17 protein-coding genes are annotated in these 19488 nt (G+C 39.0%); 5 read left to right on the plus strand and 12 right to left on the minus strand.

Annotation, left to right across the window (positions count from 1 at the left end):
• Nucleotides 1-512 precede the first annotated feature (512 nt).
• On the plus strand, nucleotides 513-1421 hold the full coding sequence (locus MM213_RS17255; RefSeq protein ID WP_241414143.1) for an ArdC family protein: 909 nt from the start codon (nucleotides 513-515) through the stop codon (nucleotides 1419-1421).
• 381 nt (nucleotides 1422-1802) lie between these two features.
• Here MM213_RS17255 and MM213_RS17260 read toward each other — a convergent pair whose 3' ends face one another.
• The 7 genes from MM213_RS17260 to MM213_RS17290 form a co-directional block, all read right to left on the minus strand.
• Nucleotides 1803-2339, minus strand: coding sequence for a hypothetical protein (locus MM213_RS17260; protein ID WP_241414144.1), 537 nt, complete (start codon nucleotides 2337-2339; stop codon nucleotides 1803-1805).
• A 69-nt stretch (nucleotides 2340-2408) separates the two neighbouring features.
• Nucleotides 2409-2582 (minus strand): hypothetical protein, encoded by a 174-nt coding sequence (locus MM213_RS17265; protein WP_175606683.1) that lies wholly within the window; start codon nucleotides 2580-2582, stop codon nucleotides 2409-2411.
• Nucleotides 2583-2831: 249 nt separating this feature from the next.
• Nucleotides 2832-3230, minus strand: a complete 399-nt coding sequence (locus MM213_RS17270; protein ID WP_241414145.1) for a hypothetical protein — start codon at nucleotides 3228-3230, stop codon at nucleotides 2832-2834.
• A gap of 241 nt (nucleotides 3231-3471) precedes the next feature.
• Nucleotides 3472-3837 (minus strand): cupin domain-containing protein, encoded by a 366-nt coding sequence (locus MM213_RS17275; protein ID WP_241414146.1) that lies wholly within the window; start codon nucleotides 3835-3837, stop codon nucleotides 3472-3474.
• A complete protein-coding gene (locus MM213_RS17280) occupies nucleotides 3827-4102 on the minus strand; it encodes a hypothetical protein (RefSeq protein WP_241414147.1) in 276 nt (91 codons plus the stop codon). Before MM213_RS17280 ends, MM213_RS17275 begins: the two co-directional genes overlap by 11 nt.
• 124 nt (nucleotides 4103-4226) lie before the next feature.
• Nucleotides 4227-4820, minus strand: coding sequence for a hypothetical protein (locus MM213_RS17285; RefSeq protein WP_241414148.1), 594 nt, complete (start codon nucleotides 4818-4820; stop codon nucleotides 4227-4229).
• Between the two features lie 2 nt (nucleotides 4821-4822).
• Nucleotides 4823-5314, minus strand: a complete 492-nt coding sequence (locus MM213_RS17290; protein ID WP_241414149.1) for a sigma-70 family RNA polymerase sigma factor — start codon at nucleotides 5312-5314, stop codon at nucleotides 4823-4825.
• A gap of 544 nt (nucleotides 5315-5858) precedes the next feature.
• Between MM213_RS17290 and MM213_RS17295 the strand changes: the two genes are divergently transcribed.
• Nucleotides 5859-6008 (plus strand): hypothetical protein, encoded by a 150-nt coding sequence (locus tag MM213_RS17295; protein ID WP_241414150.1) that lies wholly within the window; start codon nucleotides 5859-5861, stop codon nucleotides 6006-6008.
• 509 nt (nucleotides 6009-6517) lie between these two features.
• Here MM213_RS17295 and MM213_RS17300 read toward each other — a convergent pair.
• From MM213_RS17300 to MM213_RS17315, 4 genes are all read right to left on the minus strand, one after another.
• Nucleotides 6518-8209, minus strand: a complete 1692-nt coding sequence (locus MM213_RS17300) for a SusD/RagB family nutrient-binding outer membrane lipoprotein (RefSeq protein WP_241414151.1) — start codon at nucleotides 8207-8209, stop codon at nucleotides 6518-6520.
• Nucleotides 8210-8230: 21 nt separating this feature from the next.
• A complete protein-coding gene (locus MM213_RS17305) occupies nucleotides 8231-11614 on the minus strand; it encodes a SusC/RagA family TonB-linked outer membrane protein (RefSeq protein WP_241414152.1) in 3384 nt (1127 codons plus the stop codon).
• Between the two features lie 38 nt (nucleotides 11615-11652).
• The gene (locus tag MM213_RS17310; RefSeq protein WP_241414153.1) at nucleotides 11653-11844 is read right to left on the minus strand and encodes a hypothetical protein; all 192 of its coding nucleotides are present in this window, start codon (nucleotides 11842-11844) and stop codon (nucleotides 11653-11655) included.
• Between the two features lie 68 nt (nucleotides 11845-11912).
• Entirely contained in the window at nucleotides 11913-12080 is a 168-nt protein-coding gene (locus MM213_RS17315; protein WP_241414154.1) for a hypothetical protein, read from the minus strand.
• On the opposite strand from MM213_RS17315, the gene MM213_RS17320 reads away from it, so the two are divergent.
• On the plus strand, nucleotides 12079-13752 hold the full coding sequence (locus MM213_RS17320) for a purple acid phosphatase family protein (protein ID WP_241414155.1): 1674 nt from the start codon (nucleotides 12079-12081) through the stop codon (nucleotides 13750-13752). The two genes, MM213_RS17315 and MM213_RS17320, sit on opposite strands and share 2 nt — an antisense overlap.
• Nucleotides 13753-14012: 260 nt before the next feature.
• Here the strand turns inward: MM213_RS17320 and MM213_RS17325 are convergent, their stop codons facing one another.
• Complete coding sequence (locus MM213_RS17325) at nucleotides 14013-15206, minus strand: DNA-binding transcriptional regulator (RefSeq protein WP_241414156.1); 1194 nt, start codon at nucleotides 15204-15206, stop codon at nucleotides 14013-14015.
• Between the two features lie 541 nt (nucleotides 15207-15747).
• Here MM213_RS17325 and MM213_RS17330 point away from each other — a divergent pair.
• Together MM213_RS17330 and MM213_RS17335 are read left to right on the plus strand one after the other, a co-directional pair.
• Nucleotides 15748-16821 (plus strand): polysaccharide deacetylase family protein, encoded by a 1074-nt coding sequence (locus MM213_RS17330; RefSeq protein WP_241414157.1) that lies wholly within the window; start codon nucleotides 15748-15750, stop codon nucleotides 16819-16821.
• A gap of 6 nt (nucleotides 16822-16827) precedes the next feature.
• Nucleotides 16828-19068: a hypothetical protein gene (locus MM213_RS17335; RefSeq protein WP_241414158.1), complete on the plus strand. Its 2241-nt coding sequence runs from the start codon at nucleotides 16828-16830 to the stop codon at nucleotides 19066-19068.
• The last annotated feature ends 420 nt before the right edge of the window (nucleotides 19069-19488 follow it).

Below are 19488 nucleotides of genomic sequence, written 5' to 3' on the forward strand. Positions count from 1 at the left end.
GAATAAAGTTGAGAGTCTAGTATTTTAAAAAATAGCATACAAATTGAATTAAGGTGGTATTACTAACAATTTGCACTAATATATAAAAACATAAAGTATAAATACTTTATGTAAAGTTAAAATAAAATCATTAAAAAGTCAAGATGATGAAATGAATTGTCATTCATATGGATTAAAGAAAGTATTTATTATGCAATTAAAACAATGTAATAAAGTATAAATACTTTATTACAAATTTAATAAAAAAACTCAACAAAGTCAAGACAATAGGGTGATGTGTTTTAAAATACTTTTAAGATGGATTTTTAAATCTTTGATTGCTTGAAGTCGTCAGTTTTATTTTCTATTCAATTCCTCAGCAATTTAGGATATCATCCTCCACACATGGCAAGAGACTACGGCATAAAGCCGTTGCGCTCCGCTTACTTTTTATTCCGTTTCCTCTTGCATTCAGTGGACGCTGAATCCTGGTGATGCTTCATAATTAAATCTTTAAACTAAAAGAAGAAATCATGAAGACTATTGCAAAAAAACAAAGAAAGGATGTTTATCAGATGGTGTCCGATCTGATCATTGAAAAGCTTGAAAATGGGATTGTCCCTTGGAGACAGGTTTGGCAGGGAGGTGAGATTCCTGCAAACTATGTGACCAAGAAATGTTATAGGGGAATCAATATGTGGATCCTGTTATCCGGACAATTTAGCCAACCGTATTTTTTGACTTTTAAGCAAGCGCAAAGCTTAGGCGGTTCGATAAGAAAAGGATCAAAGGGATTACCTGTATGTTATTGGGGTTTCAGCTACTTTGACAAAAAGAGTGGAAGGAAACTGATGGAGGAAGAAGCAAAAAGAATGCATCCTTCGAAAATTAGGAAAGTGGGGTTTCTCAAGTATTATACTGTTTTCAACATAGAAGATGTTGATGGGGTTGATTTTGAGATTCCGGAAACTGTGGTTTTGGAAAATACTGAACCGATTGAAAGGTGTGAGCAGATCATCAGGGAAATGGTCAACCCTCCAAGGATTGTACATGGTATTCCTGAAGCATATTACTCGCCAGTTTCGGATTTGATCAATATGCCTGAGAAAAGGCTGTTTGAATCTCAGGAGTATTACTTTTCAGTTTTATTCCATGAATTGACGCATGCGACTGGACATCAGGATAGGCTCAATAGAAAAGAGATTGTTGAATACAACGAGTTTGGATCAGAAGGATATAGTAGGGAGGAATTGACGGCGGAAATGGGTGCAAGTTACCTATGCAATCATACAGGGATCATGGAAGAGAAATTGTTGGACAATTCAGCAGCCTATATCAAAGTGTGGCTAGACAGATTAAGGTCGGATAAAAGGCTCTTGCTGGAAGCAGCTTCAAAAGCCCAAAAGGCCGTGGAGTATATTTTGACAACTTGTCCTTTTTGAGGATTGAAAGGGGATACACCTCCCCTTTTTTGGTCATGGAGTTATGAATTGTTGACCTTGAAAAAAATAAGTTTGTTTGAAATATTACAAATAATGGATTTAGGAGGTTTTGGAGAAGTGAAATAGGTCTTTAGACTTTCTGAGCATACTTGGTATAAAATTTAATGACATTTGATCAATTAAAGTGAAGGGATATAGTGATATTTTGAAAAATCAAAGAGTTGATGTTTTAGCAATATATAAATTGTCAAAAAAATGGACAATGAAAATTTTGTCAAAACATTAAGCTTAACTTTAGCGAAATAAAATCTGGGATCTTACCCTACATCTTGAAAATACTTTTGGTTTTCTTTCCATCTTAAAATCAGACCTTGCAAATGATCATATTCTTGGGATAAAAAATCCCTTTATGCATTCCATATTTCTTATGCAGATTTGTATATGGCTTTTTTTCTGTACCCCGGCTCCAGGGAAGGCTGGGCCTCCTTCAATAAAAACACCTCTTGCTGAATCAAACTCTCTTAAACTAGGTTCTTCACCACTTTCTATAGCTTCTTTTATCTTTTGATGAAGGTATTCAATAACAGCGCAATCTAACTCTCTTATCAACAAATCCTTATGCTCATCTTCTTTGACATCCTTATTTTTTGGTAATTCTTTACCTAAACTTTGGAAATCAATCTTCATTAGATCGTAATACTTTGAGAGTATACCAATGAATTCATTGTCAATTAAATCAAGGCAATGATCAAGTGTAAAAACGACACCTATAACAGATGCTTTCTTAATTTTACCGCGTTTTTGCTTATCCCTAGCCCATTCCAATGCCCTAGCATAGTTGTTCTCCCACACATAAAAACCATGCCCCAGCCAATCAAATGGTTTTTCACTTATTTTTACTTTTTTGGGTTTGTTCAAAAGTTCGAAAGCAACAGATTCATCACAACCATGAAATCCAATTAAGAGGTTTGATCTATTGCTATACATCTATTCAGATACCGAAAAAACACGATTTAGATTTGGGAAAGACTTTGTTAACTTTCCATTCTTTGTGACAATACCAGCAGAGCTCAAAGATTTAATTGCTAATTCTTTGGTTGAAGTCTCTTTTTTGAGCTTTTTGGCTAAAGCAAGAAGCAAAGATGTTTGTTTGTTTTTCATGTCTCTAAAACAATTAAATACAAATATACGATTTTATTATTAGAGTGGTATAAGTAAATGGGTTGACATTATGATTTTTTACTCTTAGTGGACTCTTTACCGAAATAAATCGTGAATATGAGTGAGATGGCAAGTTCTTCTATTTTTTTCTTGAATACAATGTTGATGAAAGAGAGAGCTTCAACATACCTAGCAATTTTGAAAATCCTAAAGATTCGAAATATTCTTAATATCTGTAAAAGACGTAAGTCAATACCTCTCAAAGAAAGCTAAAAAGGAAGAATTGCCAAAACCATTGAAATATTTTTCATAAATGATCGTGTCTCTCTGAATAACAATAAGCGCTGTTGTTTGAGACTCAATAGCCCATTCTTCAAAGCCATTAAACCCCGTTTTGGTTACCAAATCATCAAATAGTGATTCAATATATTCCTCTTTGGGTTGAGAAATAAATCTATTTGCACTTTCTGCTCCCCGAATCTTGTGATTTTCAAAATGTTTATAGTCATAGACATCCGCAATATTCATTGTGATTAATCGGTAGACATAGGTGGGGGAATATCTAATGGATAAAAAGATAACGGCAACGCCCAAAACCAAAAAGGGTGATAATAAAAAGGCACTTAAAACTCGTTTCTTAATCTTCATTTGTATTGGGTGTAAAGGCAGGGTCTCAAAATGCGTGACAGGTCATTGAAAAAGACCTTGTTAAATTCAAACTCCAACCTGTGGACGTCAGTGAACCAGTTCCTGTACCCACGGCTATTACTCTCCTTTTATTCTTGAGCATGTATGATAAATTTTTAAATCCTTCAGGGACTACAGATAGTGATTGTTATCAGGTTTTTCATTTGAACGCTATATAATTAGCTGCCTGTTTTAAGCATTTTTAAATCCACTCCAGCTTTTCTACAGTTTGCTGCACTTTAAGGTCTCCGGTGTGTTTAGTGGTTTTAGGCTCTATCAGCATAACTTTCACTTCTTCACCTTTTGCAGTCCAAGGCCTGTGTTCTACGCCCTTTGGCACAATCAAAACTTCTCCAGGCTTGGTGGATATGGTTTTCCCATCTCTGAAATCCATCATCAATGTGCCGCTGACCACCACAAACATCTCGTCTTCTTCCTGATGGCTATGCCAAACCAAGTCTCCTTCTAACTTGGCTAGTTTAACAAAGTTCTCATTCAACTCTCCCACAATGTAGGGATGCCAGTGATGCTGTATTTTGGCAAACTTTTCTTCCAAGTCAATTTTCATGGTACAATCTTTTAGTTTGTTTTAAGATCCAATTGCTGATTACTTCCAAAGCTTTAGGGGCAAATGTTTGTTCAATTTGGGGATATTCAGAAACGAGTCCTGTTTTGCTTTCCTGAAATAAGTGATTTAATCCTTCCAACAAAACAATTTCGTTCTTTTTAGATTTACTCGCTGTCAATTTCCTCTTTACAATAGGGATTTCCCTATCAGATGGAGCTATCTCAATGGCTTCCTTTGTATAGACTTTATAAGCTTTCTTACCCACAAAAGGGATGCTGCGGAAGTCAAGTGATTGTCATAGTGATATTTTTTACAGGTTGTTTTTTGGGTATAGCTATCCTTTACTGATAGTTTCAGCCGATTTGAAAATACCAAAGTGTTTGAGCGTATTAGCTATGGATGTCAGAAAGGATTTTTTCCGTTTCTTTCAGTATTTTATTGTATGATTTTAACACCCACATAGCGAACACCAAAAAGAAAATTATGGAAACAGGGAAAATCAATGTCCAAAAATGGGGTACTTGTGCAATTGCTTTTCCCTGTATGGACGAAAGTACTGGTACAGCAACAAGCATAAGAAATAAGCCAAGAGAAACATTCAGTTTCTGAAGTCTTTGAAACTTTATTTTTCTATGCGCAAAATCCTCAATTGCATCAATGTAAGCCATGGAAGGGATGTTGACATTTCTGACAGCTTGCAAAGACTTCAGTGAAATCACAGGAAGAACAAAAAGCAATACAATAGCAATAATTGCGAAAATCTGCATTGTCAGACTGTCTACCTTTGTAAAATTCATTGTTAAATAAGCTGCTCCGATATAGCAGACAATAGTTCCCACATATTCTGAATAACCGATTTTATTGAGTTTAGATTGATATTTTTCCTGTTTAAGCTTTTCCAGGATTTGATTTGTCTGGAGTTCCTGTTTTTCCACTCTTTTACTTAATGATTGCCAGGTGTTTTTCATTTCTTCAAGTTCCATAATTACTGTTTTTTAATGATCCGTGATTTCAGTTTCTCTTTGATTCGCAAAACCTTTGTACCAACGTTACTGCTAGTAATGCCAATGATCTCTGCAATTTCTTGATGACTTTTTCCCTCCAAATAGAGCAGGATGATACCTCTTTCAAGTAAGTTTAGCGTTTGGATGTTATCATATAACTGTTTTATCCTTGCCTCTTCCGACTTATCGACTTCTTCGGCAAAAAGATCTGTCTCCATATCTATGGGGATGGTATTTACTTGCCTCTTGCTACTTTTCAGGTTGTAAATGGCAGTGTTCATAGCCACCCGATACATCCAAGTGCTTAACTTGGACTTTTCGCCAAAAGAGTCAAAGGACTTCCAAAGCTGGAAGACAATTTCCTGATACAGGTCTTCCCTGTCATGAAGACTGTTGGTATAAAGTATCGCAACTTTAAAGATCAGTCCTTCATTTTGTTTTATTACTTGTATGAATCGGCTTTTTTTATCCATCGAAAATCAAACTTCAAACAATTAGTGTAAGAAGTTCCGAAAAAATCACAGTTGGGGAGAATTTATTTTTTTAATTATTATGGATAGCATCGATTGATCAGGATGATTTTGAACAGGTACAAGCACTTCAAAGGACACAAGGTCAAAGCAGTGAAATGACTTGAGCAAGTTACTATCTCTTTCTAAACCTATTCTATCATTGGGGCTTGGGGTACAAATTAGTCTAGCTTGATGGGCTATATACCTACAACATAAAAAGAGCATGCTGTATAATTGGAATTCACATAACATTCTTTTCCATTATTATTTATTTAGGCCAAAGACTTCCTTTATTGTAAAATAATTTTGTGATTTTATTTACTAGTAGTGTAGATAATTGAAAATTCTTGATGTCAGACATTTACAAATAATTTTCTTAGAATACCAAAGCATTAAAAAACGAAAAAGGAGTCTAGATTTAATGAATGAGATAGCAAGCATCTATCCTTCCGACATCCAACTGTTTTTAATATTTAGGCAAGTAAAAAAAACAAAATTTGATACAATGTATAGAAAATGTATTCTTGCTTTACTAACACTAAGTTTTCTTTTTGCAACCTCTTGTGATCTTTTGGATTCAAAAGAAACCATGGATGGCTTTGCTAGAGATATGAGTGAAGATCCAGAGGAAAAACCACCTCCAGGAAATGGCTGATAATTATCAGTTTGAATTTAAAGAAATGTTTAACCTGAAAAATTCCAAGAACTTAAAAGTTCATTTTAGGTTCTTGGTTCCTTTTTCAAAAATCCCATTTAAAAAAAATCAAAGTAATATTAATTGGAAATCCTAAACTATAAATGCTACTGACCAATTTCTATATGGTATTGGATTTACTTATGGTAAAAGTATTAACCAAAACTATCTTAACGCGGCATTTGATATCGTAGGAATAAGATGACTTTTACAGACAAACCATAAAGAAAAATCCCCAACTACCAATCAAAACCTAAAACATCCACTTCTAAAATCCACAAATCAGCCAACTATTTTACCTAGCAAACCCTTCACCCTTCAGATATAAGCTATTTATCAGAAAAAATGAAAATTACTGTTCATGTACTTTTCAAGAAATTTGGCAATCCATGCCTAAAAAAATCATTCCCATGGAAAAATCCATGGGAATGATTCATTTTAAACAATACCTTGAAAATCAACCCATATAATTACCATGGCTTTCCAGTACCTTGCAACAGCCAAGGTTTTGACCATTGATTATTGGCCCCACGCCCTTTTTCATAAGGGGTAATTTCCAATCTTTGAATAGCCTTTTCTACTTGTGCATTATTGAAATTCACCTCATTGTTGCCATAATTAAACCTTACCGGCAACACAGGTTCAGGCGATGCTGGCCCAGGGGTCAAGGCAGGATATCCTGTACGCTTAAAATCAAACCAAGCTTCGGAGGCATTTGTCCAAGATGCTATCCACTTTTGTTCGATAATCTGTTTTTGGGTACCATTGTAGGCAATTGATGGATGTTTAATAAAGTCATCAAAACTTGCTCCAACACCCCACGTATTCAATGAAGCTCTAATTCCTTCATTGTAATGACCAGAAGCCTCTCCAACTGCCCATCCCTTCAATGCTGCTTCAGCAAGTATAAAATTCACCTCTGCCGCGGAAATGATACGGGCTTTGAGAAGGCTGTGTTTAGAAAGCCTGTAAACATCGGCCAACTGTGATACGTGCTGATTTTCCAGAAGTTGACCAGGTGTAGGGTTTTCGTTGTGTGCTGATGGTTGCAGATGGCCTGGAGGAAGACCTACAAAATTCCTGTTATCCAAATTTTGACCCAATAGTTCTGGATTATAATGTCGGGTAAAGACATTCCCTGCTGCAATCTCCTGCACATAAACAGCATCATCCAAGGACAAGATCCCAGATTGAAGTACTCCATTTTTTCTGATATATGGATCCATGGCAACATTGAGTGTTCGATCTTCTACCCAAGGGCAATGTACTGGTCTAAACCATACCGAAACCCTGGGATCCTGAGTTTCAAGCATAGGATCCAACAAGGTATTGCATGGTTTAAGTCGTCTAAAATTTGATCCTGCGTCAAAGGAAGTTGCCGAAGGCCAAGAATCAGCCGATGAAGCACCAATAAAATCCATCATAACATCATCTGCTGCTGAAGTGATAAGGTTTCCTTTTGAATAAACTTCCTCAATTCCTGATTTGGCAAAATCCGGCAACTTTTCTGATAAACGCATGTAGTACCTTAACCTAAGTGAATTTGTAAACTTCAACCAGCGCCCTACATTTCCAGCAAAATAAAGATCATATTCTGGTATTACCCCAGTAGTTGGGTTTTGACCAAAAAGCTCTGAAGCTGTTTTCAGATCTTCCAAAATCCCTCTATAAATCATCTCTTGGCTGTCAAACTCAGGGAACTGGTACTGCAAATCATCATTATTTCCCTGAAGTGCCTTTGAATATGGGGCATCTCCCCACAAATCTGTAACCATTCCGAATATCAACGATTTCATGGTAAGTCCAACTGCTTTATGAAAATCGGATCCTGTTTCTTCAGCCCTTTGGATCATAAATTGGTTATTTCGAAGCAGTGCATACCAATGTCCCCAATCTTGAAGGCTCCACTCGTAATGGTTATGTCCACCATACCATCCATCTTTTTGTGTATGTTGCATAACTCCTGCGATATCTTGATATCCCAGGTTAAGCAAATTTTGGCCTACCCCAACCAAGATTGTAGGCATCAGCATATTTGGGTTTGCTGATGTTGGAGCCACCCCATTGGGGTTCTCGTTGATTTCATCCAAACTTTGGCAGGAGTAAAACAATAATGATATTGCCAAGGTTGATTTTCCGATAAGTTTCAATATTTTTTTCATTGTCTGACTGTTTTTTACCTTTTAAAAGTTGGCATTTATTTTAAAACCGAATGGCATAGTCCATGGCATAACATTTTGAAGTTCTATACCCTGCCTGAATAAATTAGCGGAATCACCTTGCTTGGAACCTGAGGCTTGAAAAGCCCTTTCCGGATCAATTCCGATCTTGGATTTTGTCCAAAGCATTAGATTTCGGGTAAATACCGATACATGGATATTTTGGAAGCCTGATACTTTCGGCAATTGATAGCCTACCGACAATTCCCTCAATTTCAGAAATGATGCATCAAAGGTAACCTGTTGGTTAAATCTCCATGGGTAAGCCGAGGCGATTGGATGAATTCTTGTTCCTGGACCACCAAGATGCTCGACATATTCCCCTTCTGCATTTCTGATTACCCCGGGAACAAAAACCCCATCATTGCCTTCTGGCCCCATATTCACAGGAAGCCCACCAGCATAACTGTCATATCCTCCTACCCTTGGAAAGTTGCCGTTGGATGGGATGATAAACCTATCTGGATCGGATTTGAGTAAAGCAATCAATTCTTCCTGTGAGTATAACCCACCTGGTATCAACAAGTCCATCTGCCTTTTTGACTTCCAGTCAGATTCTCCATATCTATAGGTAAATGACATGAAATCCCCACCAAGCCTCAGGTCAAAATTGGCATCTAGTGTCCATCTCTTATATTTCAATGAGGTCTGGAGGCCAATGATGGCATCTGGATTGAAATTTCCGACTTTCCTCCTTGTTTCCCTTCCGTTGAGTAGGGTCCATGATCCGTTGTTGTCCAATATGGGCCACTTATAGTAAGGTGAGTTGGGATCTTCCACATAAGCATAGCCACGACTCCATAAATCTCCGATCTGACCTCCTACGAAAGTAGATGCCCCCCCTTCATTGTCTTCCCACAGAACCAAAAAGTCCATGCCATCAGTCAGTTTTTCCAGTTTGGTTCTCATACGGGTGAAATTGGCTCCAATGTCCAACGTCAGGCCATTTTGGTTACGGATGGGTGTTGCGCCCAAATGAATTTCCCAACCTCTGCTAGATATCAACCCTGCATTTATTTGTCTTTGGTTAAATCCGGTAGATTGTGGTGTTGGGATATTCAATATCTGGTTTTCGTTTTTCTGGTAAAAGTAGGTCGCCTCCAGACGGATCAGGTTGTTGAACAAATTCAGGTCTACACCATATTCTTGTGAGGTATTGATCTCTGGCTTTAAGTTGGGATTGAGTAAAGTCCCCGGGTAGTTGGTGGTTATCAAATCCCCCCAATTGGATGTTCCCAGGACCGGCTCAAGTGCGTAGGGGTTTGTATCATTCCCTGCTTGTGCCACACCAGCCCTAAATTTCAACATAGATATATTTGAAGGCAGATCAAAAGTATAATTTGCCAACCAGCTTAGGGATGCAGAGGGGTAAAAATAAGATCTGTTTTGGGCAGGCAGTGTACTGGACCAATCATTTCTAGCTGTCAAATCCAAATAAAGTTGGTCTTTAAAACCCATGGAAGCTATTCCAAAAACTGAATAGATTGATTTTTCAGAGGAGAAGTTGTTATATTGAAGTCCTGCATTTGGAATGTTGTTAACTCTATACAATCCTGGCACTATGAGCCCTGCATTACGGGCACTTCCCATGTAGTTTTCGCTATACATCTGTCGCATTATATTTCCTCCACCGGAAATGGACAGGTTGAAATCATTGATTTGTTTGCTGTAAGTTGTCAGGAATTCGATATTGGTTTCGGTCCTGCCGATATCCTGTAAATGGAAAGCGCCTTTCCGCTCCCTTGTGTACGACCAAGGGATCTTGGTCTCCCTATTTTCTGTATAGGTATCCATGGTCAAGCGCAAATGGGAGAATAGTTGTTCGTTAAATTTGTAATCAAGTTTTACATTCCCGAATATTCTATCCCTGACAAAAGAATTGTTAATCCCATAAGCAATGAAATAAGGGTTATCATCATTTGGAGAGACTGACAATTGCTGGATATGTTCCTGTCCAGGCACCCATATATCCCTTAACTCACGAATATCAACATGTGGCCAATTGTATACTGCCTGCAAAGGATTTGCTCCCCTGTTGCCTGTAGCAGCCCTGTTGTTGGAATTGGATCTTGTCAGGTTGATATCGGTATTGAAAGTCAACCTATCTGTGATTTTGAAGGAGTTGGACAAAGACAGGTTATTCCTGAAAAGATCCGTATTGGGGATCATTCCATTATGGATCATGTTGGTAAAACCAAACCTGTATGTTGCCTTTTGGCTGGAACCTGCTACCGATACCGAATTGGTAGAGGTTAAACCTGTCTCAAGGAAGTTTTTCATATTGTCGGGATACGAACGAAGCTCTGTGGGAATTCTATTCCCATCTGCCCCCAAAGGGCTGTTCCACTGCACCGCTGTGATCCCGGCATCCAGTCTTGGACCTACCCAAGCCGCTGACCTTTCGTCCAAAAGTGTGGGACGGACACCTGACCCATGCATGTAGTGAAAGTCCAAATACCTGTATGGTTTTTCAAAAACATTGCTGGTGGTAAAGTTTACCTTTATTGGTTCTCCTGCCTTTCCTTTTTTTGTAGTTACCAAGATCACCCCATTTCCCGCTCTAGAACCATAAAGAGCAGCTGCACTCGGACCTTTCAACACTGTTATTTCCTCTATATCCTCAGGGCTTAAGTCTGAAATAGGACTACCATAATCGACTTCGTTTCTATCGCCCATGTTTCTTATGTTGTTCATTGAGTTGGAAACAGGCACTCCATCAATGACAAACAGTGGCTGGTTGTCACTTGTCAAAGAAGTGGCACCTCTAATTACAATGTTGGTGGATGATCCCACTCCACTCACTTGGTTGACAGTCACTCCGGCAACCCTTCCAGCCAAGGCATTCATAGGGTTTTCCTGTACAACAGTCCTGAGTGCATCTCCCTTGACCTCTCCCACAGCATACCCCAAGGATCTTTTTTCCCTTTCGATGCCAAGGGCTGTAACTACAACTTCGCTCATCGCCTGCGTGGATTCACCCAGCTCGATCTCGATCCTACTTTGGTTTGCCAATGGAAACTCCTGTGTCTCAAAACCTATGTAAGAAAATATTAAAATAGGGTTTGGGTTTCTCAACGAAAGTGAAAATTCACCATTGATGTCGGTCACAGTTCCATTTCCGGTGTTTTTTTCCATCACAGTTACGCCGGGCAAAGGCAACCCGTCCTGTGCAGAGATCACTTTCCCTGTCACTTGTTGCTCAGACTGGTATTTTTCCAACTTCCCAATGGAATAGGCTTTAGACTGGCCAAAGAAAGCCAGCCCAAGCACCAAAAAACAAGTCATCACGGAGGACATACAAGAGAAGTACCTCAATGAAGATTTCAATAAGTAAACAACGTGTTTCATAAGCTTATTTGGTTTGAGTTGTGAGTAATTAGGTTTTCTTAAACTTGATTATTTATTCTGTTTGTGATTTCGACTTTGCATAGACTGTCAAAATATTCCTCAAGGATATTTTGATATTCCGCCATGCAGTTGGGATCCTCAAAAGCATCCAAAACTGCTTCAAATTCTTCCCTTGTCAATTCTCCATTGACTAGCTTGCAAATCATCACTGTCGGGCTATGTTTTTCCATTTTCAGGTCTTTCAGTTGTATTACCTACAACCTTTCTGAAAAGGCTACTCATTTATTTTTTATTTTTTTCAATAGCCTGTTTTCTGGTTTTTTGGGTATTCATTCCGTAGTCCACCTCCTATTGTTATGAAAAACAAATTCTCCCTTACCCTGCTGCTTTCCCATTTCCTGCTATCATCCTGCTTTGTTGGATGCCAATCCCCCACCGTAGAATTGATTTCTGTTGATACTGCCATGGATAGTATTGTTTCAAGGCTCTATTTGGAAAAGGACATACAGACCCTTTCCGAGTTAAATCAAGAGGAGATATTGGATTTTTTAAGGGATGATGAAAAAAATGCCTTGGCACTGAATTATTGGGTGTTTGAGGTAAACCAACCAGTTCGGGTATCACTTATGAGGGACCAGTCACAGAAAGAACCCCCTTTTTGGCTTTCCGAATCGGAATTTACGCTTACCGAAATGGTAGTGAAAAATGAACATTCAACCTACGAGGTTTGGCAAAAGCATTTTGATAAAGGAATGGTAAGACTTGGCATCAATGGATTTGACAAGCACCGTCCTGTCTATTTTATCAGTCTAGTCCCTATTGAAAAAAACAATCCTTTAAAAATAGAGCCTATATTTCCTGAAAGCCAACAATTCCAAATATTGGAGGAAGGTGCTTTTACCTACCATGACTGGGATGGGCTAAAAATCTCAAAAGTTCCCACATCGATAAAGGGAGAAATCCTGTTTACCACCATTCGGGGAAGGGCTAGGGAAGCCCATTTGCTGGATGCTTTCAGGCATACTGATTTCCCTTCAGGCAATCATGCAGATCAGATTATGCTGTCATGGCAAGATTCAACCCAAAACAGTATCAGCATACAATGCAGAACCAACCCCAAGGCGGGCAATGTAAGCTTGGAATATTGGCAGAAAGGTAAAGCCCCAAAGCATATTACCCAGGCAGAGCAATTTCTGATGGAAGACAGGTTGTTGGTCAATGACCGGTTTATCAACAGAAATACATTCAGGTTAAATTCTCTACTGCCAAACACCGAATATGAATATAGGATTATGACTGAGAACGGAGGTTCTTCTGATATTTTTTCATTCAAAACTGCCCCTTGTATTACAGAAGATTTTTCTTTTTTATGGTTTGGGGATATGCACAATGACATGAAAACAGGGGAAATGTATCAAAAAGCCATGGATAATTTTCCAGAGAGTGCTTTCGTCTTGAATTCAGGGGATCTTGTTGGAACGGGTTTATACAGAAATGACTGGGATCAGCTTTTCGGTTCATTGGGTAATGCGCCTGCAAAAAAGCCATTTATGGCGGTGCCCGGTAACCACGACAGCCAAGATGGTCTGGGGGCGTGGATGTTTAGGGAAATGTTCGACTACCCCAAAAATGGACCAAACAAGACCTTTGAGGAATTTACCTACCATTTTTTCTATTCAAATACCCTCTTCCTCATGATGGATGGAACTTTGCCGATAAAAGAACAAAAATCCTGGCTGGAACAAACCTTGAAGAACCATCCTGCAACATGGAAAATACTGACGGTCCATTTCCCTCTCTTCAATTCAAAGGAGCCTTATGAGGATATCCAAAGGGAGTGGTTGCCAACACTTGAAAAATATGGAATAGATTTGGTCTTTAGTGAGCATTTCCACTACTATATGAGATCCAAACCATTGCATGAATTTTATGATAGCAAGCATCAAACAGTGTTTGTTCATAGCGCTTCCACCAAGGGAAAGGGGTATGAGGGTGAAGAAAACAGGGGTAATTTTGCTGCAATAGAATTGCCAAATGACTATATGTACCAAAAAATCGATATTTCTTCAAACTCCCTAAAATTCCAGGCATTTGATTTCAATGGCAAGCTCTTGGATTCATTTCAGATAAAAAAGTAATCCTGACCATGCAACTTAAAGAGACATTGACAAAAAAAGGAACAAGGGAGTTCAGGGAATTCGCTTATATCCAAAAAACTTCGAGGGTTTGAACTTTATCACCATTGGACTGTACCCCCACAGACCAATCCACCAAATTGGATACCCCTCGAAGGTTTCTCACTTTGTAATTGTTAAAAGCAATTTCCCTGCGAAGGTGTTTGTCTATCTGTAAAAAATAAAATTCCTGCTTACTTGACAAAAGGCAAAACAGCAGCATACTAAAAATCAGATGCTTCAGAAAATACTTCAAGCCGGTTTTTCTGCATCTCTTGCCTTCTATATTCCACAGGTGTACAGCCCATTACCTGTTTAAATTGCCGGGAGATATTTTTGCTGTCCGGCAATCCCATATCCAAAGCAATTTCAAATATAGTCAAGTCTGTCTCTGCCAGTTTTTCTGCTACCTTTTCTATTCTCAAATCGGAGATATATTTATAAATAGGTTTTCCTGTAATTTCCAAGAATAGCTTTTCCAATGACCTTCTAGACATCGGCACTTCTTTGACAACCTCATCTACCTGGAGGGATTTATCGATGTTTTTGTGGATAAAATCCAATGTTTTGGCAACGTAACCATTGGCAGAGGCATAAATATCTGTTGAAGATCTGGTCACCACTTTAAGTGGAGGAACGATAATATCCCTATTGAACTGGCTTTTATTTTTGATCATCTCTGCCAAAATCTGGGCCGTTTGGTATCCTCCATACTCAATATCCAAAGAGATACTTGATAAAGGGGGGTCTGACAATTCACAAAGCATCACATCATTATCTACTCCCAACACGGCAATATCCTGGGGGATCCTAATCCCAATCTGTTTGCAGGCCTCTGTGATATGCCCACCCTGATTGTCGTCACAAGCCATCAAGGCAATTGGTTTGGGCAAATTTAGAAGCCAATTGCTCAATGAATTGCTTTTATAAAACCATACATCTGTAGACCTTGCTTTTACATGTTCAAAGTAATGGACTTGATAGCCGGCTTCGTTTATGGCTTTTTCATAGCCTTCAGCCCTTTCCCTTGACCAGACGATATTGTTGAATCCGTAAAACGCAAAATGATAGTATCCCTTTTTCAAAAAGTAATCTGCACCAAGTTTCCCGGTCTCCCGGTAACTCCCTGTAATGTTGGGTATTTTCCTAAACCGCTCCTTGAAATCCTGTACGATAACAGGAATCCCTGAATCCAAAAACTCCGATTCCATTTCATTGTACAGCTGGCCAATGATGCCATGGGCTCCCCAGTCATTTGCCCAATCAATGATCCCTTTCGTCCCCATCGTTTCCCTATAAAACAAAGGCATCCTACAATAAGACCAAGGCCCAAACTCGGAAGAATATCTTGAAATCCCCTTCAGGAGACTTTTACTGTATTCTTCTGCAAAATCCAAAAGCAAAATTACTTTATACATTGTTTTAGAGGACTGCTAATTCAGGGGTGTTAAAGGCTAGCCAAAGAAACTTCTATGGCTATCAAAGTGAAAAGGACGGAATCCCCTACCCTTTAAGTTTAGCCAATCTGGTTGATGAAAATAACTCTCTTGTTTGTCTGTTTTCAATGGTAAAGCTATTAAATAAAGCAATTCAATTATAGTTGCATACCCATCAGTCAGCCATCTAACACGCTAATTAACAAAAAGATAATATTTGGATTTTTTTAAGAGCTGGAATCAGGAACAAATTAATGTTTCTCCATAAAATGGGCAATCTTTCTGATTTGAAAAAAATGTTTCCCACCAATGGCCCTTTATGGTAATCGTGAAGTATATATATTAATGAACCATTATGCTAAACATATTTAGAATCATGCCAACCGTATCGATGTTTCCTAAAAGGTTAGAATCCATCCACTACAGTAATATTGGTTAAAATCCGATAGGTTATGTTCAGGATAATTCAAAAAAAAGTTTGCTGTTACCGTAGCAACAAAAAGCACAAATAAATCCATTAGTTATGAACTACAAACAAAGATTAACCTCCCTGAGTATTTGCTTTTTCCTGTTATTTGGAGGAGTGACCACACATTTATCTGCACAAGTGACATATTCCGAAAAACTAGGCTGGGAAAAGGGTCAAAAAGTAGTTATTTTCCATGTTGATGATTCCGGCATGTCTTATGAATCCAACCTGGGGACGATTAAATCCATGGAAGAGGGAGTGGCTACCTCCTGCAGTGTCATGATGCCTTGTGCCTGGTCTGGCAGTTTTGTGAATTACGCTTTAGAAAACCCCCATATGGATGTAGGCGTTCATCTTACACTAACTTCCGAATGGAAAGACTACCGTTGGGAACCATTGTCCGGCAAGGCCTTGACACCCTCACTGCACGATCAGGAAGGGGCCATGTGGAAATCGGTTGAGCTTGTAGTCAACAATGCCAGCCCAGAGGAAGTTTACATTGAAATGAAGTCCCAAATAGACAGGGCCATCAATTTGGGGCTAAAACCTACCCATTTGGATTCACATATGGGTACACTTTTCGCCCATGAACCTTTTCTGGAAAAGTACATTCAGGTAGGTGCTGAATATGGTATTCCAGTGATGTTTCCCGGAGGGAACAACAAGCTTCTGGAAGAAAGCCTAAATTATCCCATCGTTCAAAAATTGAAAGCAGAAGGAAAGTACAGGGATGGAATGCAGCTTCCCAAACAAAGTTTATTGAAGAACACCACTCCTGTAGGACAAAAGATATGGTCTTTGGGATTGCCAGTTTTGGACGATCTTCATACCATTAGCGGAAAGTGGAAACCAGAAAAGGAAAATTATACCCTCGAAGAATTGGGCAAGCACAAGGTTTTAGAGATAAAAAGGGTGATTGAAACCATGGAACCAGGTTTGTTGATGGTCATTGTCCATTGCAATGAGTATTCAGAATTTTTTGACAGGATTTCCGGTTCCGGTGATTCCAGGTACGCAGACATGCTTTCCATGATTGATCCTGATTTGAAAAAGCACCTTGAGGAAAACAATGTCATCCTTACCACATGGAGGGAAGTTATGGAGAGACGAAAGAAATCCAAAAAATAATCCTTGATGAAAAATTTAATCTGTATAGTCTTCCTGTGTGGCTTACACTCCTGTATTCAACTAAGCGGCAACGAATTGGAGGGTAAATCCCAGACCTTTTATGAAGATGAAATTTTCCTTCAGGATTATGCCATCAAGTATCATTATGATGGAAAAGAAAATCCCAAAGCGCTAGCACGGGAAAGAAACGGGAATATTCAGGTGCTGGCGGAAACAAAAATTCTCAGTGCTGTGAACGGAGAGTTTTTGGCTCCCGGAAAACTGGTTGCCAACAATTATTACCTGCCCATGTCAGCCAATCAGATCATAGCAATTTCCTCTTATGATTCCCAAGTCTTCTATCTTGATTCGCAGGCTATTTTCTCAAATGGCTATGCTGGCAGTGTGTATATAAACCACCAAATGAAAAACCCCACCGCCTTTGTCGTAGGGAAGTATTTCAACTTTTGCGTCGCTGAGGAAAATAGGGTCAGATTGATCACTGAAGGTATAGAAAGCTGGGAGCTAATCCTTCCCGATGGCCAAAAAGTCCTGCAATTGAAATACCATCCCGGTACCAACAGTTTTTGGGCATTAAGCATAAAAAATCTCTACAGGCTAGACTTTGAAGCTCAAAAAGCTGTAAGCTTTGCCATGGCAGATGGCTTCACCTCTTTCGACTTGGATTCAAATGGAGACCGGGTATTGATAGGTTCAGAAAATGGATATTGCGAAATACCTCTAAATTCATCGGAAAAGGAAATAATATGGCAACGCAAAATCCCATGGACGGAAATTACCACAGTGTCCTTTTCCGCAGAAAAATTATGGTTGGGAACGACCAAGGGTGTATTCAGTGTGTCCAACAACAAAGAAGGAACGAAGTCGGAAATCTCATACTATTTCGGAGAAAGGTGGATTTTGGGTGATAGCGTAGTTGCTATCAATACCGAAAAAGAGCATGAAATTCTAATCCTTACAGAGGCAGGACTATCCAAAATCACTTTCGAGGAGATGACTTTAGCCCAAAAAGCACAGTTCTACGAAAAGCAGGTACAAGAAAGGCATATTCGATATGGATTCAATTCGGATTTATTGCTTTATGAAAAAGGAAACATCCATAATGCGCGTCTGAAGGATTCGGACAACGATGGTTTATGGACAGCCATGTATTTGGGGGGACAGGCTTTCAGATATGCGGCTTCCAAAGATCCTGAGGCATTACAGAATTGCAAAGAATCCCTTTTGGCTATGGAAAGGCTGTATTCCATCAACCAAGTGCCTGGTTTCCCCTCACGTTCTTATGAAAGGAGTGGCTACATCAGTCAAATGTCTGATCCTGAAAGGTGGCAACATTCCGAAATCCCGGGATGGGATTGGAAGGCAACCACCAGCAGCGACGAGGCAATTGGGCACATCTTTGCGTTTGGTGTTTTGGCCGAAATAGTGGATGATTCTTGGGTTAAATCCAAATCCATAGCGCTGATTGACACCTTGATGACACATATCGTGGAAAATGACTTCTACTTGATTGATTATGACCAGAAACCTACTTTGTGGGGTAAGTGGAATCCCGAATATGTCAACGGTTTCCCTGAACAGGTTGGGGACAGAAAGCTCAATTCCTCAAATATCATCGCCATGCTACAGACTGCATATTATTTTACTCAAAAAGAGGTATACAGGGAAAAGGCTTTTGAACTGATGGAAAGACATGGGTATTTGGAAAATCTCTTAAGGCCTATGGATCAAATTGGACGTGCTGAAAACGGGGATGACCAGTGGGCTGACCTCCTATCTCAGGCTTGGAACCATTCTGATGATGAAATGTATTTTTTGGGTTATTGGGGTCTTTACAGATATGCTTTCAATGACACCCTAAAAATACAATACAAAAAAGCAATCCTCGACCACTGGGAGGCTGAAAGACCCGAAAAAGATGCATTGTGGAATATTTTTACCGCAATGGTGCAGCCTAAAAACTTTGATTTGCAGGAATCAATTTGGTTCTTAAAAAAACACCCTATGGATCTTATCAGTTGGAATGTGGGCAACAGCCATAGAAAGGACATCATCCGTGTCCAAGACAATTTCAGAAAGCAAAGTACAGAGGTTGTTTTACCACCTTCGGAAACAGTTGTTGCAAAACACAATTCCAACCGGTTCAGGCTGGATGGTGGAAATGATGGAATGTCTGAGTATAGTGCTGGAGATATTTGGTTGCTCCCCTATTGGATGGGCAGATACCTGGGACTTATAGGAGAATGACTTTTTACCCAAAACCACAAATTGGCAGTCTATGAAAATAGGCTGCCTTTTTCTATTTCATGTATTCCCCTTTTCTTAACGGTAGCCAAACGAATTGAAATTTTTAAGCCACTTGATGCACCTTGAACCAATCAACCAATAACCCTTGTATGCCCCAGCACGAACAGGTATGGTGTAAAAAAAGATCATCGCATGATTTTATCGGGAAATTCAACTGCTGGTGAAATTGCGGAGGTCTTTATGTTATTTAAATCCCCCAAACCATCAAGGAAAACATATTATTTTTCAGTTAACCCATCCTCCAAAAACCCTTTCAATTTTAAGGAATCATTCTCTGGGAATTATTTAATTGTTACCTCTAATATTTTCGCAATATGAGGATAATTATACGTGAAATGCGTTAAAATTCAGGGGTTTTAT

The organism is Belliella alkalica (assembly GCF_022549785.1).
Classification (GTDB): domain Bacteria; phylum Bacteroidota; class Bacteroidia; order Cytophagales; family Cyclobacteriaceae; genus Belliella; species Belliella alkalica.